This is a genomic window from Streptomyces ambofaciens ATCC 23877, assembly GCF_001267885.1.
In the GTDB taxonomy this organism is placed as follows: Bacteria; Actinomycetota; Actinomycetes; order Streptomycetales; family Streptomycetaceae; genus Streptomyces; species Streptomyces ambofaciens.
In genome coordinates, this window is record NZ_CP012382.1 from 1,375,823 (window position 1) to 1,399,538 (window position 23,716).

21 protein-coding genes are annotated in these 23,716 nt (G+C 73.4%); 10 read left to right on the top strand and 11 right to left on the bottom strand.

What is annotated here, in order from left to right:
- Nucleotides 1–132: 132 nt before the first annotated feature.
- The gene (locus tag SAM23877_RS06170; protein WP_053127690.1) at nucleotides 133–1,020 is read right to left on the bottom strand and encodes an RNA polymerase sigma-70 factor; all 888 of its coding nucleotides are present in this window, start codon (nucleotides 1,018–1,020) and stop codon (nucleotides 133–135) included.
- Nucleotides 1,021–1,208: 188 nt separating this feature from the next.
- Between SAM23877_RS06170 and SAM23877_RS06175 the strand changes: the two genes are divergently transcribed.
- Nucleotides 1,209–2,087 (top strand): alpha/beta fold hydrolase, encoded by an 879-nt coding sequence (locus tag SAM23877_RS06175; RefSeq protein WP_053127692.1) that lies wholly within the window; start codon nucleotides 1,209–1,211, stop codon nucleotides 2,085–2,087.
- Here SAM23877_RS06175 and SAM23877_RS06180 read toward each other — a convergent pair.
- Entirely contained in the window at nucleotides 2,039–2,908 is an 870-nt protein-coding gene (locus SAM23877_RS06180; protein WP_053127694.1) for an alpha/beta fold hydrolase, read from the bottom strand. The genes SAM23877_RS06175 and SAM23877_RS06180 overlap by 49 nt on opposite strands.
- A gap of 366 nt (nucleotides 2,909–3,274) precedes the next feature.
- Between SAM23877_RS06180 and SAM23877_RS06185 the strand changes: the two genes are divergently transcribed.
- The 6 genes from SAM23877_RS06185 (at nucleotide 3,275) to SAM23877_RS06210 (ending at nucleotide 9,795) form a co-directional block, all read left to right on the top strand.
- Nucleotides 3,275–3,901 (top strand): HD domain-containing protein, encoded by a 627-nt coding sequence (locus SAM23877_RS06185; RefSeq protein ID WP_053127696.1) that lies wholly within the window; start codon nucleotides 3,275–3,277, stop codon nucleotides 3,899–3,901.
- Nucleotides 3,902–3,950: 49 nt separating this feature from the next.
- Complete coding sequence (locus SAM23877_RS06190; RefSeq protein ID WP_053127698.1) at nucleotides 3,951–5,708, top strand: NAD(P)/FAD-dependent oxidoreductase; 1,758 nt, start codon at nucleotides 3,951–3,953, stop codon at nucleotides 5,706–5,708.
- A 224-nt stretch (nucleotides 5,709–5,932) separates the two neighbouring features.
- Nucleotides 5,933–6,382: an RNA polymerase sigma factor gene (locus SAM23877_RS06195; RefSeq protein ID WP_053127700.1), complete on the top strand. Its 450-nt coding sequence runs from the start codon at nucleotides 5,933–5,935 to the stop codon at nucleotides 6,380–6,382.
- Nucleotides 6,383–6,434: 52 nt separating this feature from the next.
- Entirely contained in the window at nucleotides 6,435–7,154 is a 720-nt protein-coding gene (locus tag SAM23877_RS06200) for a hypothetical protein (protein WP_053127702.1), read from the top strand.
- Between the two features lie 90 nt (nucleotides 7,155–7,244).
- Nucleotides 7,245–8,810, top strand: coding sequence for an ABC1 kinase family protein (locus SAM23877_RS06205; RefSeq protein WP_053127704.1), 1,566 nt, complete (start codon nucleotides 7,245–7,247; stop codon nucleotides 8,808–8,810).
- 115 nt (nucleotides 8,811–8,925) lie between these two features.
- Nucleotides 8,926–9,795, top strand: a complete 870-nt coding sequence (locus SAM23877_RS06210; RefSeq protein WP_053127706.1) for an SAM-dependent methyltransferase — start codon at nucleotides 8,926–8,928, stop codon at nucleotides 9,793–9,795.
- A 60-nt stretch (nucleotides 9,796–9,855) separates the two neighbouring features.
- On the opposite strand, the gene SAM23877_RS06215 is transcribed toward SAM23877_RS06210, so the two are convergent.
- From SAM23877_RS06215 to SAM23877_RS06255, 9 genes are all read right to left on the bottom strand, one after another.
- A complete protein-coding gene (locus SAM23877_RS06215) occupies nucleotides 9,856–11,097 on the bottom strand; it encodes a wax ester/triacylglycerol synthase domain-containing protein (protein ID WP_053127708.1) in 1,242 nt (413 codons plus the stop codon).
- Between the two features lie 76 nt (nucleotides 11,098–11,173).
- Nucleotides 11,174–12,496, bottom strand: coding sequence for an NAD(P)/FAD-dependent oxidoreductase (locus tag SAM23877_RS06220; protein WP_053127710.1), 1,323 nt, complete (start codon nucleotides 12,494–12,496; stop codon nucleotides 11,174–11,176).
- Nucleotides 12,493–13,077 (bottom strand): flavin reductase family protein, encoded by a 585-nt coding sequence (locus SAM23877_RS06225; protein WP_107291850.1) that lies wholly within the window; start codon nucleotides 13,075–13,077, stop codon nucleotides 12,493–12,495. The genes SAM23877_RS06220 and SAM23877_RS06225 overlap by 4 nt, the downstream gene beginning before the upstream one ends.
- Nucleotides 13,049–13,516, bottom strand: a complete 468-nt coding sequence (locus tag SAM23877_RS06230; protein WP_053127712.1) for an SRPBCC family protein — start codon at nucleotides 13,514–13,516, stop codon at nucleotides 13,049–13,051. Before SAM23877_RS06230 ends, SAM23877_RS06225 begins: the two co-directional genes overlap by 29 nt.
- Nucleotides 13,517–13,558: 42 nt before the next feature.
- A complete protein-coding gene (locus SAM23877_RS06235) occupies nucleotides 13,559–14,836 on the bottom strand; it encodes an aspartate aminotransferase family protein (protein ID WP_053127714.1) in 1,278 nt (425 codons plus the stop codon).
- On the bottom strand, nucleotides 14,833–15,951 hold the full coding sequence (locus SAM23877_RS06240) for an SDR family oxidoreductase (RefSeq protein ID WP_053127716.1): 1,119 nt from the start codon (nucleotides 15,949–15,951) through the stop codon (nucleotides 14,833–14,835). Before SAM23877_RS06240 ends, SAM23877_RS06235 begins: the two co-directional genes overlap by 4 nt.
- Before the next feature lie 50 nt (nucleotides 15,952–16,001).
- A complete protein-coding gene (locus SAM23877_RS06245) occupies nucleotides 16,002–17,135 on the bottom strand; it encodes an acyl-CoA dehydrogenase family protein (protein ID WP_053127718.1) in 1,134 nt (377 codons plus the stop codon).
- 152 nt (nucleotides 17,136–17,287) lie between these two features.
- Nucleotides 17,288–18,250, bottom strand: a complete 963-nt coding sequence (locus SAM23877_RS06250; protein WP_053127720.1) for a bifunctional lysylphosphatidylglycerol flippase/synthetase MprF — start codon at nucleotides 18,248–18,250, stop codon at nucleotides 17,288–17,290.
- A complete protein-coding gene (locus tag SAM23877_RS06255; RefSeq protein ID WP_053127721.1) occupies nucleotides 18,234–18,740 on the bottom strand; it encodes a hypothetical protein in 507 nt (168 codons plus the stop codon). Before SAM23877_RS06255 ends, SAM23877_RS06250 begins: the two co-directional genes overlap by 17 nt.
- A gap of 263 nt (nucleotides 18,741–19,003) precedes the next feature.
- Here SAM23877_RS06255 and pdxR point away from each other — a divergent pair, with 263 nt between their 5' ends.
- From pdxR to SAM23877_RS06270, 3 genes are all read left to right on the top strand, one after another.
- Nucleotides 19,004–20,386, top strand: a complete 1,383-nt coding sequence (gene pdxR, locus SAM23877_RS06260; protein ID WP_053142216.1) for a MocR-like pyridoxine biosynthesis transcription factor PdxR — start codon at nucleotides 19,004–19,006, stop codon at nucleotides 20,384–20,386.
- A 188-nt stretch (nucleotides 20,387–20,574) separates the two neighbouring features.
- Complete coding sequence (locus SAM23877_RS06265; protein ID WP_053127723.1) at nucleotides 20,575–22,161, top strand: alkaline phosphatase D family protein; 1,587 nt, start codon at nucleotides 20,575–20,577, stop codon at nucleotides 22,159–22,161.
- A gap of 196 nt (nucleotides 22,162–22,357) precedes the next feature.
- Nucleotides 22,358–23,713, top strand: coding sequence for a GNAT family N-acetyltransferase (locus tag SAM23877_RS06270; RefSeq protein WP_053127725.1), 1,356 nt, complete (start codon nucleotides 22,358–22,360; stop codon nucleotides 23,711–23,713).
- Nucleotides 23,714–23,716: the final 3 nt, after the last annotated feature.

Below are 23,716 nucleotides of genomic sequence, written 5' to 3' on the forward strand. Positions count from 1 at the left end.
CCTTGTTTATTAAAGGTTGTTGCAGTTCTCTGCGACCATAAAACGGCCCACATCCTTGGTCAAGACCAATCCGGTGAACAGGACGGCGGAGCCCCCGCCGCGGGGCGGGGGCTCGGGCGGGGCCGGGGGCGGTTAGCCGAGGGCGGCCAGGGAGCGCAGTTTGTCGGGGTTCCGGATGATGTAGACCGCCTGGATGCGGCCCTCGGCCACGTCCAGTTGGAAGACGGAGTCGGGTTCGCTCCCGGACAGCACCAGCAGCGCCGGACCTCCGTTGAGCTCCAGGAAGTGGAAGGAGACGTCCGGGACTCCCTTGTGCGCGGCCCCGAGCAGGAAGCGGGCCACCTTGTCGGAGGAGTCCACGACGCGCAGCGGCACCCTGGCCTTGCCGCCGCTGTCGCCCACCAGCCGTACGTCGGGCGCGAGCAGCGCCACCAGCCCGTCGAGATCCCCTTCGGTCGCGGCGGCGAGGAAGCGCTCGGTGAGGTCCCGGCGCTGCGCGGGGTCGACCTCGTAGCGGGGCCGCCGCTCGTCCACGTGCTTGCGGGCCCGCCCGGCGAGCTGGCGCACGGCCGCCTCACCGCGCTCCAGCATGGCGGCGATCTCGGCGTACGGATAGCCGAACGCCTCCCTCAGGACGAAGACCGCCCGCTCCAGCGGTGAGAGCGACTCCAGGACGACGAGGACGGCGAGGGACACGGAGTCGGCGAGCACGGCCCGCTCCGCGGTGTCCGCGACGGCGTCCCCGAAGTCGGTGGCGTAGGGCTCGGGCAGCCACGGGCCGACGTAGGTCTCACCCCGCGACTTGATCTGCCGCAGCCGGTCGATGGCGACCCGGGTGGTGATCCGCACCAGGTAGCCGCGCGGCTCGTGGACGCCGGACCGGTCGGCAGCGGACCAGCGCAGCCAGGCCTCCTGGACCACGTCCTCGGCGTCGGCCAGGCGGCCCAGCATGCGGTAGGCGACCCCCAGGAGGACGGGACGGTGCGCTTCGAAGACGTCGGTGGCGGTGTCGGTGGTCACCGCTCCATCCCAGCGGACACGTCACGGCGTGTCCAGGCGCGGCCGTCCGCCTCCGGGGACAGCCGGGGCCCACGAGAAGGGGTGGCACCCAGGGGCTACCCGTCGGTAGCCACTACTGACAGTCTGTCTACGCAACGCCGTCATCGCTCACGCGTTCCCGCAGACGCGTGTTCCCGACAAGGAGCCCCATGTCCGCGACGCTCTCCTTCACGGCCCCCACCGAGCACGGCCCCCAGGACATCACCCTGTCCTACACGCGCGCAGGCGCCGGCGAGCCGCTGCTCCTGCTGCACGGCATAGGCCACCACCGGCAGGCCTGGGACCCGGTGGCCGGCATCCTCGCGACCGAGCGCGACGTGATCGCCGTGGACCTGCCGGGGTTCGGGCGGTCCTCCGCGCTGCCGCGGGGACTGCCGCACGACCTGCCGACGACGACCGCGGTGCTCGCCGCGTTCTGCGCGGCGCTGGGTGTGGACCGGCCGCACGTGGCGGGCAACTCCCTGGGGGGTCTGCTGGCCCTGGAGCTCGGCCGGGAGAACCTGGTGCGGTCGGTGACGACCCTCTCCCCGGCCGGCTTCTGGACGCAGGCCGAGCGGCGCTACGCCTTCGGTCTGCTGACGGGCATGCGCCGGACCGCGCGCGCCCTGCCGCTCCCCCTCGTCGAGCGACTGTCCCGGACGGCGGCCGGCCGCACCGCCCTGACCAGCACGATCTACGCCCGCCCCGCGCGCCGCTCCCCAGAGGCCGTGGTCGCCGAGACGCTCGCGCTCGCCCGGGCGGAGGGGTTCGCCGAGACGCTCCGGGCGGGGCGCACCGTGCTCGTCACCGACGACGTCCCGGACGTTCCCGTCACCGTGGCCTGGGGCACCCGGGACCGCCTGCTCCTGCCTCGGCAGGGCGTCCGCGCCAAGCGGATCATGCCGCGGGCCCGGCTGGTGCGGCTGCCCGGATGCGGCCACGTCCCGATGAACGACGACCCGGCACTGGTCGCCCGCGTCCTCCTGGACGGCAGCCGCGCTCAGTCGGCCAGGGCCTTGAGCACCTCGTTCAGCACGGTCGCGTTGTAGGGCATGCTCACGTGCGGGGTGTGGTCGTCCGGGTCGAGGTCCTGCAGGACGATGTTGTTCACGTAGCGCCCGTCGGTCTGTTCGAGGGCGCACGACGTGTACGGGGTGACCACGTCGTCGTACCGGGTGGCGATGACGGTGTGGCGGACGCCCTCCGTCGTCTCCCCGAGGGCGGCCAGCTCGCGCTGGAAGGAGTGGTCGTGCTGGAGCTGGGGCCAGGCCGGCACGACCTCCCCGACCGCGCCCTGTTCGAGCACTTCCACCGCTCCGGGAATCTGCCGGGCGAGGTTCATCAGGCCCTGGGCCGTGACGCCGTGGTTGCTGGGCGCGATGCCGACGAAGTTGTGCACCTTGGGGCCTCCCCCGAGGGCGTTGAGGTAGTAGCGCGGCATCATGCCGCCCTGCGAGAAGCCGACCAGGTCGACCTGCTGGGCGCCGGTCCGCCGCAGGACCTCGTCGACGAAGTCGGCGAGCTGCCGGGCGGAGTGCTTGATGTCGCCGAGTCCGAAGATCACGGGGTTGCCGTGCTGGCCGTAGTCGAGCCGGAAGACGCGGTGCCCGTGCTGCCGCAGCAGGGGGGTCGCCGTGTTCCAGGTGTAGCCGCGGTTGCCGAAGGTGCCGTGCACCAGCACCACCGGCCGGGGATGCTCCTCGCTCGGTGGGGTGTTCCAGTCGTCCTCTCCCGCCTGCACGTCGACGGTGGCGATGACCTGCGCCCCACCCGCCTGGGCGACCGCGCCCAGGCGGTGCGGGGCCTCGGTGATGTCCGTGAGGACGTCGTCCGAGTTTACTCCGGGAATACGGGGGTTGAGGAAACTCACGGTGTTCTCCCTCTCGCCGGGAAATGACGCGGAGTCCGGTCCGATGTCACAGACCCGCTGCACGCTGCTCAGGTGCGACGTCTCAGTCTCGCGTCCATGGAATGCGACAACGATCCCTCGACCGGGGGAAAGAATTCACTCCATGGAGTAAGTAGGGCTCATTCATTCGAGCAGGCCACGCGGTCCGCCGTGGCGGCGTCGGGATGCGCGCCGGGCGCGCGCACCGAGCCGCGCACGCCGCCGGTCGCACGCCAACGCGCCGACATGAAAGGGGTGTTGTTGCCCGAGGGCGCAGTACCGCCCCGTGCGTAATGACAGTTGAGACGGACACAGCGACCAGGTCGCACGGCGAAGGGGGGCGGGTTCATGGCCACAGGGCCCGAGACACCGAAGGCACCCGAACCGCCGCAGGGGGCACCCGGGGCGTGGCAGCCCCTGCTCGGCCGGCCGGCCCTCGCCGACCTGCTCGGACACCCCCTCGCGGGCGCCGCGCTGACGGAGCTGGGCCGACTCCTGCCGCCCCACGTCGCCGTGCACTCCCTGCGCGTTTTCCTGCTGGCCGACGCGTGGGCGCGGACCCACGGGATCGCGTACGACCGGGTCGGCGTGCTGGCCGCCGCGGTGTTCCACGACGCCGGGCTGGTGGGCCGCGCACCGCTCGGCCGCGGCGGGTTCCCCGGCCGCTCGGCCGCGCTGCTCGACCGCTTCCTGGCCGGGCACGAGGTGGGCATGGGGCGGCGCACGACCCTCACACGGGCGGTGCGCGAGCACATGCGGCCGTTCCCCGCGCGCGACGCCGGTCCCGAGGCGCGGCTGCTGCACTTCGGCGCGTGGCTGGACGTCACCGGCCGCGGTGAGCGTCAACTGCCCGACGAGAGACGGCGGTTGCGCGCCCTGGCCCCCACTCCGTGGTTCGCCGTGTCCTTCTCCGCCCGGGTGGTGGCCTGCGGGCTGCGCCGGGTGCTGCCGGATTCTCCCGTCACCGCCCGGTGACGGGAGAGGCCGGCGACTCGCCCTTCCCGTCGCGAAAGGAACCGCAGACATGCAAGAAGACCAGCGTGTTTTCGATGTCGCCATCGTCGGAGGCGGCATCGGCGGGACGATGCTGGGGACCGTCCTCGCCCGCCACGGTGTGCGCGTGCTGCTGCTGGAGGGCAGCGGCCACCCCCGGTTCGCCATCGGAGAGTCCACCGTCCCCGAGACCACGTTCGGCCTGCGGGTGCTGGCCCGCCGCTACGACGTCCCGGAGCTCGAGCACCTGGCGACCAACGGGGCGCTGCGCCGCCACGTGTCGTCGAACTGCGGGGTCAAGCGCAACTTCAGCTTCATCTACCACCGGGAGGGCGAGCCCACCCGGCCCGAGGAGTGCACCCAGTACCCCACGTGGGGTCCGCCGCTCGGCCCCGACTCGCACTACTTCCGGCAGGACGTGGACGCGTACATGTTCCACGTCGCCGTGTCCTACGGTGTCACCGCCCACACGCACACCGTGGTCGAGGACGTGAAGTTCGAGGAGGACGGTGCCACGCTCGTCACCCGGGAACGAGGCACCTTCCGGGCCTCGTACGTGGTCGACGCCGGCGGGATGCGGGCGGTCCTCCCCGAGCGGCTGGGCCTGCGGCAGGACCCGCCGTACCGGACCCGGTCGCGCACGATCTTCACGCACATGGTGGGCGTACGCCCCTTCGACGCCGTGGCGCCCTCGCGTGAGCAGCACGGCATGCCGAGCCCCTTCAGCCAGGGAACGCTCCACCACATGTTCCCGGGCGGATGGTTCTGGGTCATCCCGTTCGACAACCAGTCGACCAGCACGAGCGAGTTGTGCAGCGTCGGCATCAACCTCGACCTCGACCAGCACCCCCGCCCGGACGACGTCTCGCCGGAGGAGGAGTTCTGGCGGTACGTGCACCGGTTCCCCAGCGTGGCGCGGCAGTTCGAGCGGGCGCGGGCGGTGCGTCCCTACGTCTCCACCGACCGCACCCAGTTCGCCTCGCAGAAGGTGGTCGGCGACCGGTGGTGCCTGCTGCCGCACGCCAGTGACTTCATCGACCCGCTCTTCTCCAGCGGTCTCGCCGTCACCGTGATGGCGCTGAACGCGCTGAGTCACCGGCTCATCGACGCGGTGCGCCAGAACGACTTCGACACCTCCCGGTTCGCGTATCTGGACCACTGGACCAAGCGCATGTTCCGGTTCTACGACGACCTGGTGTCCTGCAGTTACATCGCGTTCGACGACTTCGACCTGTGGAACGCCTGGAACCGGGTGTGGACCATCACCACGCTGTACGGCACGAACGCCCAGAACCAGGCCGCCGTCACGTTCGAGAAGACACGGGACCCGGCCTGCTTCGACATGCTGGAGCTGCCGCCGTACCGAGGGCTCCAGGGCATGGACAACCCCTGGGTGGAGCGCATGTTCGACCAGGCGCGGGACGCCGTACTCGCCTACCGGGCGGGGGAGTCGACGAAGGAACAGACGATCGCGCGCATCTACGCCCTGTTGGACGAGAGCGGGCTGGTTCCGTCGGTGTGGGCGACCCTGGACCCTCGGAACCGCTGCCCGTCCGGGGTGTTCACGCTCTGGCCCCTGATGAAGATCCTGCTGTGGGGCAAGTACCGCTCACCGCAGCACGTCCGGGGTTCCTACTTCACCGGCGGGGCACGGCTGGTGGGCCGGGAGGCGGTCGAGGCGTACCTCACCGAACTGCGGGCCGGCAGCTCCCAGGTCCACCAGACCGTGCGGGACATGTGGCTCAACTGGAACCGCGACTGGGCCGAGCGGCCGGCTCCTCGGAAATGAGCGCGAAAAATCATTCCTGCCATCCGGCGGAGGCATGCATTCCGGTTTGCCGCCCAAGGCGCTCGGGTAGGAAAACCACACGGCCGACAATTGGAAAGTCGGTCTCGGTTCCCTCTGCTCGATCGAGAGACAACGGGCTGCAATCCATCATGGTGCGACATTCCACCTGCCCCTCGCCCGCTGAATGCTCCTGGGAAGAAATCTTCCAGCATCAGGACCGCCTCATGCGGCTGGTTCGGCGAAGACTGCCAAGTTTCCAGGACGCCGAGGACTGCGTCCAGGAGACCATGGCCCGCGCGGCCGCCCACGCCGCGCTGGACAGGAATCGACTCGGCGCCTTCCTGACGTCCGTGGCACTCCGCCTCTGCATCGACTTCTACCGTGACCTGGAACGACGCAGCAGACTCCTCCAGCGCGCGGCGCTCGCCGACACCCCCGGCACGACCGAGGAGGATGTCTGCGACGAGGACTTCGGCAGATGGCTGCTGGGCCAGGTACAACACCTGCGGGGGCGGGAGCAAGAAGTCATACTCGCCCGCGCCAAGGGCATTTCCACCGCGGAATTCGCCCGCCTGCACAACATTTCCGTGAAGGCCGCAGAAGCCGCCTTCACCAGGGGCCGCGCACGATTGAAGACCGTGTGTGCAAAAGCCTTGGAAGGCTGCTCCCGATAACACCCGGAACCTGCATATCCCCCTCGCAGAGAAACGGAAAGGGACCCCACTCATGTCCAACAACAAAAACATCCAGGACATCTTCAAGGACCTGGTCGGCAATATGGCCGACAGCGGGAAGGAGGCCTTCGACGACATGCTCAACCGGGCGGACAAGCCCGGGTCGTGCGGCTCCGGGAACGCCGTCGACACCCTGGCCGGGCTGCCGGCGAACGCGCTCGGCGCCCTGGCCGGTGCCGTCAACCCGGCGACCGCGCTGGCGGGCGCCGCCAATCCGCTGGCGGTCCTCGCGGGGGGCGGGGGCAACCCGCTGGCCGCGCTCGGCGGCCTCGCGGGCGGCGGCAACCCGCTCGCCGGTCTCACCTCGGGGGCCGCGAACCAGCTGGGCAACATCGCCAACGCGGCGCAGAACCCCCTGGCCGCGCTCACCGGCGCCGCGGGCGTGGGCAACCCGCTCGCGGCCGTCGTCGGCGCGGCCAACCCGCTCGCCGCGGTCGGCGGGGCGGCCGGCGCCCTCGGCGGTCTCGGTCAGCTGGCCGGCGGCCTCGGCCATGCGGCGGGCGGGGTCGGCGACCTCATGTCGCTGCCCACCCAGCTCACCCAACTGCTCCAGGTGCTGCCCAAGCTGATCGAGGCCCTCCAGGGGCTGCAGAACCTGACCAACCTGCCGGCCCAGGCCGGACAGCAGGGCCTGGCGGCGTTGCAGGGCCTGACCGGTCAGCAGCAGGGAGGTGGCAAACCGCAGGGCGGACCGTCCTCGACCCCGAGCTGACCGACCGTGCCACCGTCCCGTCCGGCCGGCCGTGCGGAGAGCGCCGGCGTCGTACCGTCCGGGATCCCCACATGAGGAGGAGGACACACGATGGCGTCTGCCGTCGGCGACCGGCTGCGTCTCGTGGTCAGGGTCCTGGGCAGCCTCGCGGCCGACGAGGTGGGGCAGGCCACCCGGCTGCGGAGACGGACGGGGCGGGGCACACGGTTCCCGGCGGAGGGCACAGCGGCCTCCGCCGGGTCCACCGAAGGGGCGGAGCGGCGCCGGGCCAAGGCGGTCCGGCACGCGCTGGAGAGCCTCGGCCCCTTCTACGTGAAACTCGGCCAGATCCTGTCCACGCGTCCCGACATGGTCCCCGCGTCCATCCGGGACGAACTGCAGAACCTGCACGACGAGGTCGACGTCCAGCCCTTCTCCGAGTTCGAGCCCGTGCTGGCGCGGGACCTCGGGCCGGACTGGAAGCTGCGCTTCGACGACATCGAGACCGTCGCCCCGCTCGGGGCGGCGTCCCTCGCGCAGGTCTACCGCGTGACGCTGCCGGGCGGGCGCCCGGCGGTGGTCAAGATCCAGCGGCCCGGCATCCGTGACGGCGTGCTCGCGGACATGGCCCTGATGCGGCGGGCGTCGAGGATCGTGGCCCGGGTCGCGCCCCGGTTCAACGAGGTGATCGACATCGAGGCGATGCTCGGCTCGGTCTTCGACGCCATGGAGCCGGAGCTGGACTTCACCGGCGAGGCCCGCAACATGGACGAGGCCCGTGAGCACGTCCGGGCGTTCCGCACCCTGGAGGTCCCCCGCGTCCTGCACGCGAGCCCGCGGGTCCTCGTCCAGTCGCTGGCCGACGGGAAGTCGGTGCGGCACGTCGACCGCGGCCACTTCACCGACGACGAGCGCGTCGAGATCGGCAAGGACCTGCTGCGGTTCATGTACCACGGGTACTTCGTCCACCGCTTCTTCCACGCCGACCCGCACGCCGGCAACGTCTTCGCCGCCCCCGGCGGGCCCGCGACGCTCATCGACTGGGGCATGGTGGGCAGGCTGGACCGGCGGACCAGCCTGCAACTGCTGCCCCTGTTCATGACACTGGCGCAGAACGACGGCGCCGGCCTGGCGCAGCACTGGGCGGGAATGGGCCGCATGACGCCGTGGGCCAACATGCCGGCGTTCGCCGCCGACATGGCCGCGTTCGTGCCGAAGGTCTCCCATCTGTCCCTGGAGGACATGAACTTCGGCGTCTCGCTCACCACCGTGCTCGCCAAGGCGACCAAGCGGGGCATCGGTTCACCGCCCGCGGTGTCGCTGCTGGGCAAGTCGTTCGCCAACCTGGACGGCTCGGTGCGGTGCCTGGCTCCCGAGATCACCCTGCCCGAGGTGTTCCAGGCGGAGGTGCCGAAGATCCTCCTCTCGCTGGGCCGCGAGTTCCTCGGACGCAACCAGTTCGCCCGGAACTCCATGGAACTGCTGCTGGCCGCCGTCACCAGCCCCGACCAGATGCGGGGCGTCCTCTCCGACGTGGCCAACCGGCAGTTCGCCCTGCACCTCCACGAGCCGCGCACGCCGGCCGCGCTGGGCGGCCAGCGACCCACCCGCCCCTCCGCCAGCCTGCTCGCGCTGGGTGCCGCGGCCTACCTGCTGGGCCGTCGCCGCTCCGGCTGAGCCGGGCCCCGCGGGGCCGCCCCGCCCCGTCGCGCCCGCGCCGCCCCTGGCCCGGCCCTTCGCACCCCTTCCTCATCCCGTTCCATCAGGTTCCGTTCCGTTCCAAGGAGGCCCCATGCCGGAATCCGCACGTCCGCAGGCGCCGGCCGCCGACACCCCGGCGGGCGTCCCGCTCGCGGCGCTCTGGACGGCCGCCGCGCACGCGGCGGAGTACCTCCGGCCCGCGCCGTACGTCCGCGACCCCTGGGCCGCCGACTTCCTGCACGCGGCCGGCTTCGAAGGCGGCCCGCCCGGTGACGGGCCGATGCAGCGCCTGCTGCCGGACTGGCAGGTGGTGCGCACCCGCTTCTTCGACGACCATCTGCTCACCGCCGCCCGTTCGGGCCGCCGCCAGGTGGTGCTGCTCGGCGCGGGCCTCGACACCCGCGCCTTCCGGCTCGACTGGCCGACCGGCGTCCAGGTCTTCGAGATCGAGGATCCGGCCGTACTCGCCTTCAAGGAGTACGTACTGGACTGCAGCCGTCCCTCGTGCGGGCGCCGCACGCTCGTCGAGGCCGACGCCCGCTCCGCCTGGGGCCCGGAACTCGTCGCGGCGGGCTTCGACCCCGCCCGGCCCACCTCCTGGCTCTGTGAGGCGCCCCTCTACTTCCGCCGCCCCCCGGAGGTGGAGGCCGCTGTCGCCACGATGACCGAACTCTCCGCTCCGGACAGCGTGTTCGGCGCCGAGTGCGTGAACTCCGCCACGACGTCCTCGCCGTTCGTGGCGCCCTTCATGGACGCCCTGTCGACGATCGGGCTGGCCTGGAACTGGCAACTCGGCGAACCGGAACGCTGGTGGGCGGAGCGCGGCTGGGACGCGGCGGTCGCCGACCCGTTCACGCTGCCGTACGTGATCGAGCGCCTCTCCCCGTACCTGCCGATGGTGGGAACGGCCGCCGCGAAGTGCGTGTTCCTGACGACGGGGACGCTGCGCGACACGGTCTGAGACGCCGTGCGCGGGGCCCCGGGCGTCATGTCCGGGGCCCCGCGCACGACACCGTCGGGTCTACGGCCGCTCCAGCTCCAGCAGAGCGGCGAGCCACAGGTCCGGAAGCTCGTCCGCGGTCGCCAGGGCCTCGTCGTGGACGACGGTCAGACACGCGGTGTCGTGCTGGCTCGTCAGCGTCGTCACGCACCGGATGCCCGACGCGACGCCGGTGAAGACCGCCGCGCGCCGGGCCGCGGCCCCCTGGTGGACCAGGGCCGTGCCGAAGTCCACGCTGCTCACCGGTCCGGCGACGACGGCACCGTGGACCAGGCGGGTGCCGACGGTGGCGCCCAGCGTCCGCGGGGCGGCGGCCAGCAGCAGGCGCATGGCGTCGCGCCGCCGGGTCTCGCGCAGCCGGCCCGTGCACGCGACGACCCTGGCCAGGGCCCGGCGCGGCGACTCCTCGTCGCAGGGCAGCAGGAGCCGGGCGGTGACCATGCGGTTGCCCGGGGCGTACTCCTCCCCCGGCGCCCGGACCGACATCGGGATCGACACGGGCAGCGGCGGATGGGCCGAGCCGGTGTCCTTCAGGTACCAGGTACGGACGGCGTGGGACAGGGCGGCCAGGTAGACGTCCGTCACCGTGCCGCCGTGGGCGCGGGCGACGGCGCGCAGCCGGGCCAGCGGGGTGTCGGTGTGGCACACGTCGACGCGGCCGGTCGACACCCCGTCGAAGGCCGGTTTGCTGGTGGGCCCGCGGAAGGCGGCCGCCACCTCGCCGAGGGCGTCCGCGAGGCCGGGCACGGTGGGCCGGGCGGGGGGCCGCGGGGACGGCCCGCCACCGGGCTCGTCGCCGAGGAGGGCGCGGGCGGTGTAGACGGCGCCCATGCCGTCCTGGAAGGCGTGGTCGGTGCGGTAGACCAGGGCGTGGCGGCCGGCCGGGCCGTGGACCAGCCACACGTCCCAGGGCGGCCGGTCGTCCGTGCCCAGCGGCCGGGACAGCATCAGCCGGCTGGTCGCCGAGCCGTCGGTGTCCTCGGGCAGCCACGCCTCGTGCACGTGCAGGTCCACCGCGATCCGGTCCACTCGCCGGAACCTCCCGCGGTCCCGTGCGATGCGGTAGCGCAGGGTCGGGATGCGGTGGGCGCGTGCGGCGACCCGCGCGCGGAGGGAGTCCAGGGTGGGCGCGCGGCCCTCGAACTCGAACACGAACGCGACGGGCAGCGGCCGGCCGCCCGTCGCCCTGTGGAAGGCGACGTCGGCGGTTCCCATGGACAGGGACGGCGGCAGTCGGCCGTCCGTGCCGAGGCGGGGTGTCATCGAGGAACCTCCTGGTCGGTTATCGGTTCGGGGGACCGCGGTGCTCGCGGACGGATGAGGTGAGAAGGGGCCGGTGTCAGCATGTATGCCGCGCCACGCGTCCCAACGTGTCCACGTACGCGCGCAGCAGGGGCCGAACGGGTCCGCGTACGGGCAGGGCCGGGGCCTGGGAGCGGTGCCACGGGAGCGGTTCGCCGGGCTGCGGATCGCCCAGCAGGGCGGCGGCCACATGCGCGCCGTGTGCCACGGACAGGGCGAGGCCGTGGCCGCAGCAGCCGCCGATGTACCAGACGTCGTCGAAGCCCCGCACCGGCCCGACCACCGGCAGGTCGTCGCCGGTCATGCCGATGCGGCCGGACCAGCGGTGGGTGACCCGTACCTCGGCGAGGTCGGGATGCAGGGACCGCAGCCAGCGCTCCAGCCGGCCCCAGGCGCGCTCCCCGGCCGCCCGCAGCCGGGCGGCGCCGAGGCCGGCCGGGACCGTGGCGGTGCCGCCGCCCGCGACCAGGCCCCGGTCAGGGAGCACCCGGAAGTACGGCGCCATCGGCATGGCGTCGACGACGGAGTGCCCGGCCCGCCCGCCCAGGGCCTCGTACGCGGCCGGGCTCAGCGGCTCGGTGGCGACGGCGTACACCTCCAGCGGCAGGACGGTGCCGACCGGCAGGGCCAGTGCCGTTGCGGCCGAGTTGACGGCCAGCACCGCCTTCCCGGCGTAGAGCCGGCCGTGCGGGAGGACCAGTTCGGGGCCGACCAGATCGCCCGGGTGGACCGCCAGCAGCGGGCTGCGGCCGTAGAACCGGACGCCCTTGCCGGCGCAGGCGCGGGCGAGGGCGCAGGTCAGGGCGGCCGGGTCGAGGGTCGCGGCGGGACGGTGCACCAGTGCGGCCCGGTAGGGCACGCCGACCCGGTCGCGGATGCCGGCCGGGGTGAGGACGGGGACGTCCAGGCCGATCTCGCGGCAGGCGCGGGCCTGGCGGGCGAGTGCCGCGAGGCCCGCGGCCGAGCGGGTGGCCACGAGCTGTTCGCCGGTCCGCAGTCCGCAGGGCACGTCGAGCCGGGTGCACAGCTCCAGGACGTCCCGTACCGCCCGCTCGCTGGCCCGGTGCATCCGGCGGGCCGTCCGCGGGCCGAAGCGGCGCACCGCGCGGTCGACGGCGGGGCCGGCCCGGGGGCCCAGCAGGCCGGTGCCCCGGCCGCTGGCCCCCGCGGCCGGGTGCTCGGCGTCCACCACGACGACGTCGAGCCCGGGGGCGCGTTCGGCGAGGTGGTAGGCGCAGGACAACCCGGCCAGGCCGGCCCCGACGACGGCCACGTCCGCGGTGACCACGCCGTGCAGTTCGGGGCCCGGCGGCAGTTCCGCCGGTCCCCAGTACGGCGTTCCGGCCGCCGGCCCGCTCATCCGGCGGCGTCCGGCACCCGCTCGGTCAGCGCACCGAAGCGGCGGTCGTGCCACAGCAGCGGGCGTCCGCCGCCCACGTGCACGGCGGCGACCCGGCCGACGACGAGGTGGTGGTCGCCGTAGCGGCGCACGTCCTCGGTCAGGCACACCGACCAGGCGAGCGCGCCGGCCAGTACGGGGACGCCCAGCACCTGTCGGGTGTCGGTCCCGGAGAACCGCTCCGCGGCCGTCGCCGTCGGGGAGGCGAACCGGCCCGCGAGGTCCTGCTGTTCCTCGCGCAGCAGGTGCACGGCGAAGGCACGGCGGGCGCGGACGGCGGCGAGGGTGCGGGAGCCGTCGCGCAGGCAGGCCAGGAGCAGCGGCGGGCGGGCGGAGAGCGAGGTGACGGCGGAGACGGTCATCCCGAGCGGGCCCTCCTCTCCCCGTGCGGTCACCACGGTCACCCCGGCGGCCAGCTTGGCGTACAGGCCGAGGCAGCGGGCGGCGCCCGGGCCCGGTTCCTCGCGCAGCGGGTCGGCGGTCGCGACCGGGCCACCGGGGGCCGCCGTCCGGTCAGCCACGAGCCGCAGTCGCGCGCTCATCGATCACCTCCGCGTCCACCAGGCCCCGCAGCACGCGGGCGATGTTGGTCCGCACGGTCGACTCGGCGACCGGGTCGAGGATCTCGGCCAGGGAGGGGATGCCGAGGTCGAACGCGGCGGTGAAGACGACGAGGGTGCCCCTGTCGTGCGGTTCGCAGCGCCAGCTCCCCTCGAAGACCTGGAAGTCGCCGCTGAGCTGCTCGAAGGCGAGGGAGTGCGTCTCGGGCGAGTAGGTGTCGCGTTCCCTCCAGCGCATCAGCCCGCCCCGGAACTCGACGGTCCAGTCCGAGACCGTCGAGCCGTCGGGCAGCGGAGGCTCCACGTACACCTCGCGGAAGGTGTCGCTGTACTCGGGGTAGCGGCGGAAGTCGCTGATGCGGCCGTAGACCTCGGCGGGTGCCAGGCCGTGGGCGAGGGCGTGCAGGACCACGTGGCGCATGGGGCGTTCGGTTCCTTCCCAGAGGGGTGGCGGACGCTGGTGTCAGCCGGCCATGCGGTCGGCCGTGCTGTGCAGCGCCTCGGTGAGGGTGGTGAGGAACAGGTCGAGGGCCGTGTCGTCGACGACGGCCGGCGGGGTCAGCCGCAGCACGCGGGTGGAGTTGAGGGAGTGGTTCACCAGCACGCCGCGGGCGATCAGCTCCAGCAGGAGTTCGCCGACCGCGCGTTCCTCGGCGAACTCGATGCCGATCAGCAGCCCACGGCCGCGCACCTCGCGGACCAGCCCGCCCTCGTACGGCGCGCACACGGCCCGTACGGCGGCCAGGAGGCGCAGGCCGAGGGCGGCGGCCCGGGCGACGGTGTCCTCCGCCTCCATCGCCCGTACGGTGGCGAGGGCGGCGGCGCAGGCGATCGGCGAGGCGCCGAAGGTGGAGGTGTGCAGGTACGGGTCCCGGCCGAAGGGCGCGTAGGCCTCCGCGGTGGCGGTCATCGCGGCGACGGGGACGACGCCGCCGCTGAGTCCCTTGCCGGCCAGCAGGACGTCCGGCCGCACGTCCTCGGCGTCGACGCCCCACCAGGTGCCCAGCCGCCCCATGCCGGTCTGGATCTCGTCGACGACCATGAGGGCGCCGTAGGCCCGGCACAGTGCCCGCACCTGGCTGAGGTAGCCGGGGCGGGGGACGCGTACGCCGCCCTCGCCCTGTACGGGTTCGACGATGACGCAGGCCCGGTCGCGGCGGGCGGCCAGCGCCTGTTCGAGATCGGCCGGGTCGTCGTAGCCGACCTGGGTGACGTCGGGCAGCAGGGGCTGGAAGGGGGTCTGGTACGTGGGGTTGGCGGTGACGCTCAGAGCGCCCAGGGTCTTGCCGTGGAAGCCGCGCCGGGTGGTGATCACGGAGGTGCGTCCGTGGGCGCGGGCCAGTTTGAGGGCGGCTTCGGTGGCCTCGGCGCCGGAGTTCACGAAGTGGACGTAGTCGAGGCCGGGCGGGGTGTGCGCGGCGAGGGCCCGGGCGGCCAGGGCCGCGACGGGTTCGAGGAAGACGCGGCTGGCCAGCGGGTGGGTGTCGATCTGCCGGTGCACCGCCTCGACGACGGCCGGGTGGCGGTGGCCCAGGATGAAGACCCCGTAGCCGCCGAAGTCGAGGAAGCGGCGGCCGTCGTCGGCGTGGATCCAGACGCCCTCCGAACGGACCTCGGACATGCCGCCCATGACGCGGCCCATGACGGCGCGGCCGGAGCCGATGTGCTTGAGGTAGAGGTCGACGACGTCGTCGTGCCCGGTCGGCGCGGCGGCCCCGGTGGCCGGGGGTGACATCGTCATGACGCGACCTCCGTCGGAGCGGCCGCGGTGGCCCGGTGCCGGCTGAGCAGGGCGGCGTTGGCGACGGCCCAGTTCTCCGCGTTGTTGGCGAGGGCGGTGCGGATGTCCGCGTGGGTCGGGCGGGCGCCGCAGTCGGGGTCGCCCAGGGAGGTGTCGAAGGGCAGCTCCCGCTGGAACACCAGCAGCAGTTCGGCGTAGTACTGGAGCCGTTTGCGGACCGCGGAGGGCAGCGAGGTGCCCTCCAGCAGGGGCAGCAGCAGCCGGTGCACCGCCTCGACCGGGATGAGCCGGGGCCGCTCGGGCCGGGGCAGGCCGTGGCGTACGGCGACGTCCGCGCAGACGTCGGCGAACTCGCCCAGCTCGATGGCCTGCTTGCCCGCCGTCAGCCAGTACTCGCCGCTGCCCACGCGGCCCCGGACCAGGTCGCCGACGGCCCGCGCGACGTAGTCCTGGGGCACCATGTCGATCCGGGCCTCGGGGGCCCCGGGCAGCACCGGCACCTGCCCCAGCATCATCGACCCGATCGTCCGGGTCAGGCCCTGCTCACCGGCGATCCGACCGGTACCGGAGTCACCCATCACCACCGAGGGGCGCACGATGGCTCCGGGCACGCCCGCCTCGCGGTGCAGCTGTTCCGCCCGGGCCTTGGAGTCGAGGTAGGCGGCGGCGCCGGGGAAGCGGCGGTGGTCCTCCTCGGTGGGCGTGTTGGCCACGAAGGCGGTACTCACCAGGTACATCGGGGCGTCGGCCCGGGCGGCCAGGTCGAGCATGCTGTCCGCGCCGCGCAGGTTGGTGCGCGTGATGTCCTCGGGCGGGGTGCGCCAGTTGGTCTCGGCGGCGGAGTGCAGCACCACGTCCACCTCCAGGGCCAGTTCGTGCCAGGCCAGCGGGCTCAGACCGAGCCGGGGGGCGACGAGGTCTCCGCGGAGCTCACGCACCCGCGGATCGCGCAGCGGGGTGTTGCGGCGCAGGCACAGCAGGTCGAAGTCGGGTGACAGCTCGTCGATCAGGGCCCGTCCGAGCACTCCGGAACCGCCGGTGAGCAGCAGGGTGGGACGGTCGCGCGGTCCCGTGCGGGCGGGCAGCACGGCGAGACGCGGGTTGTGTGACGGCATGGGTGTGTTTCTCCCAACGGGTCTCGACCACAGGGGGCGGTGGGGCGGGCTCAGGCGATGGCGAGGGGCCGGTCGGCCAGGTACGCAGAGAAGGGGCCGGTCATCCGGGAGCGCGAGGGCGGGTGCAGGGACAGACCGTTGGCACACGCGGCCAGCTGCCCCACCTCGTCGGAGGTCATGAAGTTGAGCCCACCGAGCAGTTCGACCGCGCGCGGCACGACGCGGGCGATGGCGTCCTGGACGCCGTAGCGCACGTACAGCGCCTGTGCGAGCGCCGACTCGTCCAGGTCACCGGCGTCGATCCGGCGGGCGACGCCCTCGGCGGTGGCCATCGCGGCCTCCGTCTCGACGAACAGGCGCACGCGCTCGTGCTCGGGGATCCGGTCGTTGAGCAGCACCCGCTCCACCAGTGCGCTCGCGGCGCCGAGGTAGCTGCCCGTCATCAGCGCCTGGAACCAGATCAGACCGGCCGTCTGGACCCCGTCGAGCCGTTCGCCGGAGGCCGACGCGGTGCGCAGCAGCAGCTCCGGCGGGACCAGGACGTCGGTGAGCGTCACCTGTTCGCTCTCGGCGCCGGCCAGGAAGGCGCTGGACCAGAAACCGCTGACGCTCAGGCCTTCGCTCTCGGCCGGCACGAGGGCGACGGCGAGTTCGTCCCCCTGTCCGTCCTCGCGCGGGACGACGACGCCGGCGGTGAGCACGTCCATGGAGCGGGCCAGGCTGCACGGCCGCTTGACGCCGTTGATCCGGATGCCGTCCCCGGTCACCTCGGCGGTCATCGCCGGGTCCAGGATTCCGGCGCCGCTGCGGCCCTCGGCGAACCCGGAGGCGATGATGCGGTCGGCCGCGGCCACCTCTTCGATCAGCGTCCATTCCAGGCCGTCGCCGAGACCGCCGAGGCCGACGAGGGTGGCCATGGAGAAGTGGTGCATCGTGGTGGCCACGGCCAGGGAGGGCGAGCGGCTGCCGATGGCCCGCTGGACGCGCAGGGCGTCCAGCGCGGTGGCGCCCCGGCCCCGGTGCGACTCGGGGACGAGCAGTCCCGGGCCACCGCTGTTCCGGAAGTGCCGGATGCCCGGGCTGCCCGGGCGCTCCAGCTCCATCAGCGGGGTCTCGCGCAGCGCCGGGTCCAGGTCGGGCAGCAGCTTGGCGAGGGTGGCGCGTTCACGTTCGAGGAATCTCATGGGCGTGCGGTCCTCCAGGGCGGGTCGGGTGCGTGAGAAGCCACGCCATCGGCATCGGCATCGGCATCGGCATCGGCACGGTGGTGGCGGCGGCGGCAGCGGCGACGGGCAGGTGGTGGCAGCGGGGCCGGTGGTGGTGGCGGGGCCGGTGGCTATACGGCGTTGGTGGCTCGCAGCAGTTGCCAGACGGCGCCCGGGCGGACCCCGCCGCGGAAGGCGAGGTACTCCGGCAGGACGGCGTGCGGGGCCCACTTCTGCTTGTACTCGAGCTGGGAGGCCGCGGGGTAGACCGCGCTGCCGTGTTCGGCCAGCAGCCGCGCGAACCGGGTGAACGGGCGGCTGGCGCCGTCCAGTTCGTGCCGCGGGTCGAGCCCGGCGAACGGGGTGAAACCGAAGTGCAGCCACCCTGCCCCGTCGGCCGTCAGCCGCTCCATGACGGTGGCGTTGAGCGCCTCCATCACGCCGGGCGGCGCGTCGGGGCGGCGCCGGCTGAGGTCGTGCAGCCAGCCCGGCCGGCTGCCGTAGACCGGCGAGTAGTTGATGTATCCGGCCGCCTCGCCGTCGATCCGGCCGACGAACAGGCGGCGGTGCTTCTGAAGGTCCCCGTCCCGCTGGCCGACGAGGAACCGCAGCTCCTTGACGTGCCGGCCCTTCTCCCGCAGCCAGCGGGCGTCCAGCCGGTCCAGTTCGGCACAGTCGTCGCCCGCCGACACCTCGACAACCTCCAGGCCGGCCCGCCGGGCGCGCGAGATCTTGTTGCGCAGCCGGACGAACCGCGAGCCGCGCAGGGTGAAGAGGCTCAGGTCCACGGCGTACGACGACCCGATCTGGTTGACCGTGAAGCCGTGCGCCGCGTACAGCTCGGCGTCCGCCCGCTGCAACTGCACGGCGACCAGGCGCCGTCCGGCGTGGGCGGCGAAGGCCTCCAGCAGGCGCGCGCGGTGTTCGGGGGCGGCGAAGGGGCCGCCGAACTGGAGGACGTAACGGCCCGAGGAGCGATAGGCGCAGGCGCCCTCGAACCGGTCGTCGTGAAAGTAGGCGTTCCCGCTGTTGAGGGCGAGAAAGGTGCTCGGGTTGTCGCTGTGCGCGGCGAGGGTGTCAAGCACGGACGGCATCGGTGTCCTCCACGGAGGTCCGCGCCCCGGCATGCGTACCGGAGAGCGCCGCCGACCGATAGCGCTGCTCGAACGTCCGGAACGCCGGGAGGGTCTCCGGTTCGAAGGCGACACCGAAGGGTTTGAGGGAGTTCCCGAAGAGCGCACGGTCGCCCATGAGGTGGACGGGAAGGGCGAGCAGCGCCCATTCCGGCCGCACGAACAGCGCCCACGCCCCGGCCAGGACACCCGCCGTGACCAGGCTGTGCATCGTGTTGTAGGCCACGTAGCAGCCGCGCGGAACGCGTCCGTCCGGGCTGCGCCGGAAAGCGATCGCGCCGGGCAGGTATCCGATGACGTCGATCACCGCGAACAGCAGCAGGAAGACGCCCCAGCGGATTTCCGAGAGGTGCTGGAACACGAGCACGAGCGAAACGGTGAGAAAGCCCAGCCATTCGAGTCGGGAGAGAGCGAAGGTTGCCTTCGTCTCGAAACGGTTCTTGGCGTCCACGGGCGCTCCTGGATTGCGCTGACGATTTCGGGGCCGGCCCCGGCCCGCCCCCTCGCTGTGGTCTGTCACTCGGTTTACGCACCGGCGTGCCCAACCCCTCGTAAGGTGAGGGTGATTGGGCGCGGATGAATTTCTGGGGGACTGTTTTGACGACGCCAGCGCCGACCGGCCCGGGCGGCCACCCGGGTCCCGACCCCGGCACCACGCCCGGCACCGCGAACGGCAGCACGCCCGGCACCGCGAACGGCACCGCGGCATGGGAGTTGCTGCTGCCGGCCGCCTCCGCACCGGCGCGTGCGCGCGGCCGCGCGCTCCAGGCCGCGCTGCGGGACGCGGTCCGCGCGGGACGGCTCACGCCCGGCACCCGCCTGCCGTCGAGCCGGAACCTCGCGACCGACCTCGGAGTGTCGCGGGGACTGGTGACCGAGGCGTACGAGCAGCTCACCGCCGAGGGCTACCTGCGCAGCGGGCGGGGCGCGGGGACCTGGGTGGGCGACGCCGTACGGGCCGCCCGTCCAGGCGCGCGGGACCTCGCCCCGCGCTCCCCGGGCGACAGCGCCGACTTCGTGCCGGGGACGCCGGATCTGTCGCTCTTCCCCCGCGCGGCCTGGGCCGCCGCGCAACGGGGCGTGCTGGCGGAGCTGCCGCACGAGAGCCTCGGCTATCCCGACCCGCGCGGGCTGCCGCGGCTGCGGACCGCGCTGGCCGAACTGCTCTCGCGGCGCCGCGGCGTGGTGGCGGACCCGGAGCGGATCATGGTCGTCTCCGGGGTGGCGCAGGCGACGGCGCTGCTCGCGAGCGTGCTGCGGGCACGCGGGATGCGCACCGCCGCCGTCGAGGACCCCGGCAGTCCCCAGCACGACGCCCTGTACGCGGCGGCGGGTGTGCGCACCGTGCCGCTGCCCCTGGACGACGAGGGGCTCGCCGTCGGTCCGCTGCGCGCCTCAGGCGTGCGCTCCGTCGTGACGACTCCGGCCCACCAGTTCCCGACGGGGATCGCCTACTCCGCGAGGCGTCGCGCCGAACTGCTGGACTGGGCGCGGTCCGTGGACGGCCTCGTCGTGGAGGACGACTACGACGGTGACTTCCGCTACGACCGTGCTCCCGTGGGCGCCCTCCAGGGGCTCGATCCGGAACGCGTCGCCTACACGGGCTCGGTCAGCAAGTCCCTCGCGCCGGGACTGCGGCTGGGCTGGCTGCTGGTTCCCGAGTGGCTCGCGGAGGACGCCGTGCACCGCAAACGCACCACCGACCTCGGGCATCCGGCCCTCGACCAGGCCGTCTTCGCGCGCTTCGTGGAACGCGGCGACTACGACCGCCAGCTGCGCCTGTGCCAGCGCGCCTACCGCGAGCGGCGCGACGCCCTGGTCGCGGCGCTGGGCGAGCACTTCCCCGGCTCCCGGGTCTCCGGCATCGCCGCCGGCCTGCACGCCATCGCCGCGCTCCCCGAGCGGTACGGCCCCGAGGATCGCTTCCTCGCGCGGGCGGGGGAGGCCGGGGTCGCCGTGCGTTCGCTGGCGGAGTACGGACACGGGGCGGGCGGTGACGAGGCGGCGGGGAAGGAGGTGCGGCTGGTGCTGGGATACGCGCATCTGACGCCGGGGCGCATCCGGGCGGGGGTGGAGCTGCTCGCGAGGTCCGTGTGAGGCGGGCCGACGGTCCGTCCCCGGGCGACGGGCCGACGGTCCGTTCCCCGGGCGAACGCCGCGCGAGGCGTCCGCGTGGGCGGGCCGTTGTTCACCCGGAATTTCCGTGGCCGCCGCGCCGCACCAGTAGGTCTGGCTCTGCACACTGGCCGCAGCTCTGGCCGGATCCCGTCCCTGGAGGCGTATCCATGTCACACCGTCCGTCGCCCGGTCGCCGCAGCGTACTGCGCGGCTCTCTCGCCGCGTCCGCGGCCCTCACCCTGCCCACGGCCCTCGGGACCGCGCCGGCGTTCGCCCGTTCCGGCCGGCCGGGTGCGGGGTGGGGGGTGCAGACGGGGGACGTGACCTCCCACTCCGGTCTGGTGTGGGTACGGTCCGACCGGCCGGCCCGGATGGTCGTCGAGACGTCCGCGACGGAGTCGTTCCGCAACCCGCGCCGATGGCGCGGCCCGCTGCTCGGGGCCGGCACCGACTTCACCGGCACGACCAGGCTGCACGGTCTGCCGCCCGGCGAGCAGATCCACTACCGCGTGCTCCTCGCCGACCCCGACGACCCGCGCCGCACCGGCGAGCCGGTCCCCGGCACCTTCCGCACGGTACCGGTCCGCCGACGGGCGGGAACGCGGTTCGTGTGGTCCGGCGACCTGGCCGGCCAGGGCTGGGGCATCAACCCCGACCTCGGCGGCTACCGCATCTACGACGCGATGGGCGCCCTGGACCCGGACTTCTTCCTGTGCAGCGGCGACACGATCTACGCCGACGGCCCCATCGCCGGGACGGCCGCGCTGCCCGACGGCGGTACCTGGCGGAACATCACCACCGAGGAGAAGTCGAAGGTCGCCGAGACCCTCGCGGAGTTCCGCGGCAACTTCCGCTACAACCTGCTCGACGAGAACCTGCGGCGCTTCAACGCCCAGGTCCCGTCGGTCGTCCAGTGGGACGACCACGAGGTGCGCAACAACTGGTACCCGGGCCAGGTGATCGCGGACACGGACAGCCGCTACACCGAGAGGAACGTCGACGTCCTGGCCGCCCGGGCCCGGCGCGCGTTCGGTGAGTACTTCCCGGTCTCCACGCTCCGTCCCGGCGCGCGGGAGGGGCGGGTGCACCGGGTGCTGCGCCAGGGCCCGCTGCTGGACGTGTTCGTGCTGGACATGCGGACGTACCGCAACGCCAACTCCCCCGGCGACCAGAGCGTGGACCCGCAGGGCATCCTGGGCCGCGAGCAGCTGGAGTGGCTCAAGCGGGAGCTGTCCCGCTCGCGTGCGGTGTGGAAGGTGATCGCCGCCGACATGCCGATCGGCCTGGTCGTGCCCGACACCTCCGAGGGCGGCGCGAACGTCGAGGCGGTGGCGCAGGGCGACCCGGGCGCGCCGCTCGGCCGTGAGCTGCAGATCGCCGAGCTGCTCCGGTTCGTCAAGCACCGGCGGATCACCGGCACGGTGTGGCTGACGGCGGACGTGCACCACACCTCGGCCCAGCACTACCAGCCGTCGCGGGCCGCGTTCACCGACTTCGAGCCGTTCTGGGAGTTCGTGTCCGGGCCGCTCAACGCGGGCGCCTTCCCGGCCAGCGCCCTCGACGGCACCTTCGGCCCCGAGAGGGTGTTCGTGAAGGCGCCGACCGCGTCGAACGTCTCGCCCGCGGGCGGCTACCAGTTCTTCGGCGAGGTCGACATCGACGGTGACACCGCCGAGATGACGGTGCGGCTGCGCGAGCAGGACGGCACGGTGCTGTTCACGAAGGTGCTCCAGCCGGGCCGGGTCGGCCAGTAAGTTCCCGTAGCCTGTCGGGTGTGCCGCGCATCGGCGTCATCCCCCGGTGCGCGGCCCGGAGTTGCCGCCCGACGCGGTACGGGTCCGTGCCCCCACCCTCGTGGTAAAAAGTGCAACAAACGCCCCAGAGGCACTCTTTACCCGTCTGTCACGGGGCGTTCGCGATCACGCAACACCGTCCCTCCACAGTGGTTGCATGAGTCGATACCTGTCCGACCCGACGACGACCGCCGCGCCCCTGATGGAACACGGCCCCGCGGTGCCCGCCCTGCTCGTGGCCTCGCTGGCGGCCCTGATCGCCACGGCGGGCTTCCAGACCTGGTGGTCACGGCGCCACGGGCACGCCCCGCCGCCGGACGATACCGGCGCCCGGCCGCCGTCCACGGCACGGCAGGCCGGGCCGCCGGAGACCGGGTCCACGTCCGCTCCCGGCAGCGGCACCGGTGCACAGGACGCGGACAGCGCGCTGTGGCGGATGCGGACGACGGTGCGGGACGCGCCCGGGTCGCTGGCCCGGTTGTGCGCGGCCCTCGCCGGCCGGCGGATCGACATCCTCAGCCTGCAGACGCACCCGCTGGCCGACGGAACGGTGGACGAGTTCCTGCTCCGCGCCCCGGGCGAGCTGACGGGCTCGGAGCTGACCGGCCTGGTGTCGACGGCCGGCGGAACCGAGACCTGGACCGAGCGGGCGGACGCGCACGACCTGGTGGACGCGCCGGCCCGGATACTGGGGCTGGCCACCCGTACGGCTCTGGACACCGCCGAACTCCCGCTGGCGCTGCGTCAGTTGCTGGGCCGTTGCACCATCCGGTCGCTGCCCGCACCGTTCGGTGGACGTCCGTCGGACGACGTGCCGCCGGAAGGCGTACTGGAGGACACCGTGCTGCGGCTGCGCGCGCCGGAGGGCGGGACGATCAGCGTGGAGCGGCCGTACCTGCCGTTCACTCCCGCCGAGTTCGCCCGGGCGCGGGCGCTGGTGGAGCTGGACGCCCGGCTCGGTCCGCGCGTCCCGCGCGGCCGGGACGTACTGACACTGCCCGAGGGGAGCGACATCACGGTCCGGCGCGCCCACCCGCGCGACCTGCCGGCGGCGAAGGCGATGCACGAGCGGTGCTCGGCCGCGACACTCGGGATGCGGTACCACGGCCCGGTCGTCGACGCCGACCGGTATCTGAACCACCTGCTGAGCCCGCGCTACGGCCGGACCCTCGCCGTACAGACCGCGTCGGGCCGGATCGTCGGGCTGGGGCATCTGCTGTGGGACGGGGACGAGACGGAGGTCGCGCTGCTCGTGGAGGACGCGTGGCAGCGCCGGGGCGTCGGCGGTGAGCTCCTCGGCAGGCTCGTGGCGATGGCCGCGGAGACCGGCTGCGAGAGCGTGTACGCCGTGACGCAGGCGTCCAACACCGGCATGGTCGCCGCGATGCGCGGCCTGGGCCTCCCCCTCGACTACCAGATCGAGGAGGGGACCCTCGTGGTCACGGCCCGCCTGGATGCGGCGGCCCGGGCGGCGGCACGGCTGCCCCACGGGGAGCGGATCGGCCGGGAGTGAGCG

Excerpts from the sequence above, each read along its gene's own strand:
- SAM23877_RS06175 (WP_053127692.1), top strand. The coding sequence starts at position 1,209 with ATGTCCGCGACGCTCTCCTTCACGGCCCCCACCGAGCACGGCCCCCAG.
- SAM23877_RS06185 (WP_053127696.1), top strand. The coding sequence starts at position 3,275 with ATGGCCACAGGGCCCGAGACACCGAAGGCACCCGAACCGCCGCAGGGG.
- SAM23877_RS06190 (WP_053127698.1), top strand. The coding sequence starts at position 3,951 with ATGCAAGAAGACCAGCGTGTTTTCGATGTCGCCATCGTCGGAGGCGGC.
- SAM23877_RS06195 (WP_053127700.1), top strand. The coding sequence starts at position 5,933 with ATGCGGCTGGTTCGGCGAAGACTGCCAAGTTTCCAGGACGCCGAGGAC.
- SAM23877_RS06200 (WP_053127702.1), top strand. The coding sequence starts at position 6,435 with ATGTCCAACAACAAAAACATCCAGGACATCTTCAAGGACCTGGTCGGC.
- SAM23877_RS06205 (WP_053127704.1), top strand. The coding sequence starts at position 7,245 with ATGGCGTCTGCCGTCGGCGACCGGCTGCGTCTCGTGGTCAGGGTCCTG.
- SAM23877_RS06210 (WP_053127706.1), top strand. The coding sequence starts at position 8,926 with ATGCCGGAATCCGCACGTCCGCAGGCGCCGGCCGCCGACACCCCGGCG.
- SAM23877_RS06215 (WP_053127708.1), bottom strand. The coding sequence starts at position 11,097 with ATGACACCCCGCCTCGGCACGGACGGCCGACTGCCGCCGTCCCTGTCC.
- SAM23877_RS06220 (WP_053127710.1), bottom strand. The coding sequence starts at position 12,496 with ATGAGCGGGCCGGCGGCCGGAACGCCGTACTGGGGACCGGCGGAACTG.
- SAM23877_RS06225 (WP_107291850.1), bottom strand. The coding sequence starts at position 13,077 with ATGAGCGCGCGACTGCGGCTCGTGGCTGACCGGACGGCGGCCCCCGGT.
- SAM23877_RS06230 (WP_053127712.1), bottom strand. The coding sequence starts at position 13,516 with ATGCGCCACGTGGTCCTGCACGCCCTCGCCCACGGCCTGGCACCCGCC.
- SAM23877_RS06235 (WP_053127714.1), bottom strand. The coding sequence starts at position 14,836 with ATGACGATGTCACCCCCGGCCACCGGGGCCGCCGCGCCGACCGGGCAC.
- SAM23877_RS06240 (WP_053127716.1), bottom strand. The coding sequence starts at position 15,951 with ATGCCGTCACACAACCCGCGTCTCGCCGTGCTGCCCGCCCGCACGGGA.
- SAM23877_RS06245 (WP_053127718.1), bottom strand. The coding sequence starts at position 17,135 with ATGAGATTCCTCGAACGTGAACGCGCCACCCTCGCCAAGCTGCTGCCC.
- SAM23877_RS06250 (WP_053127720.1), bottom strand. The coding sequence starts at position 18,250 with ATGCCGTCCGTGCTTGACACCCTCGCCGCGCACAGCGACAACCCGAGC.
- SAM23877_RS06265 (WP_053127723.1), top strand. The coding sequence starts at position 20,575 with ATGTCACACCGTCCGTCGCCCGGTCGCCGCAGCGTACTGCGCGGCTCT.
- SAM23877_RS06270 (WP_053127725.1), top strand. The coding sequence starts at position 22,358 with ATGAGTCGATACCTGTCCGACCCGACGACGACCGCCGCGCCCCTGATG.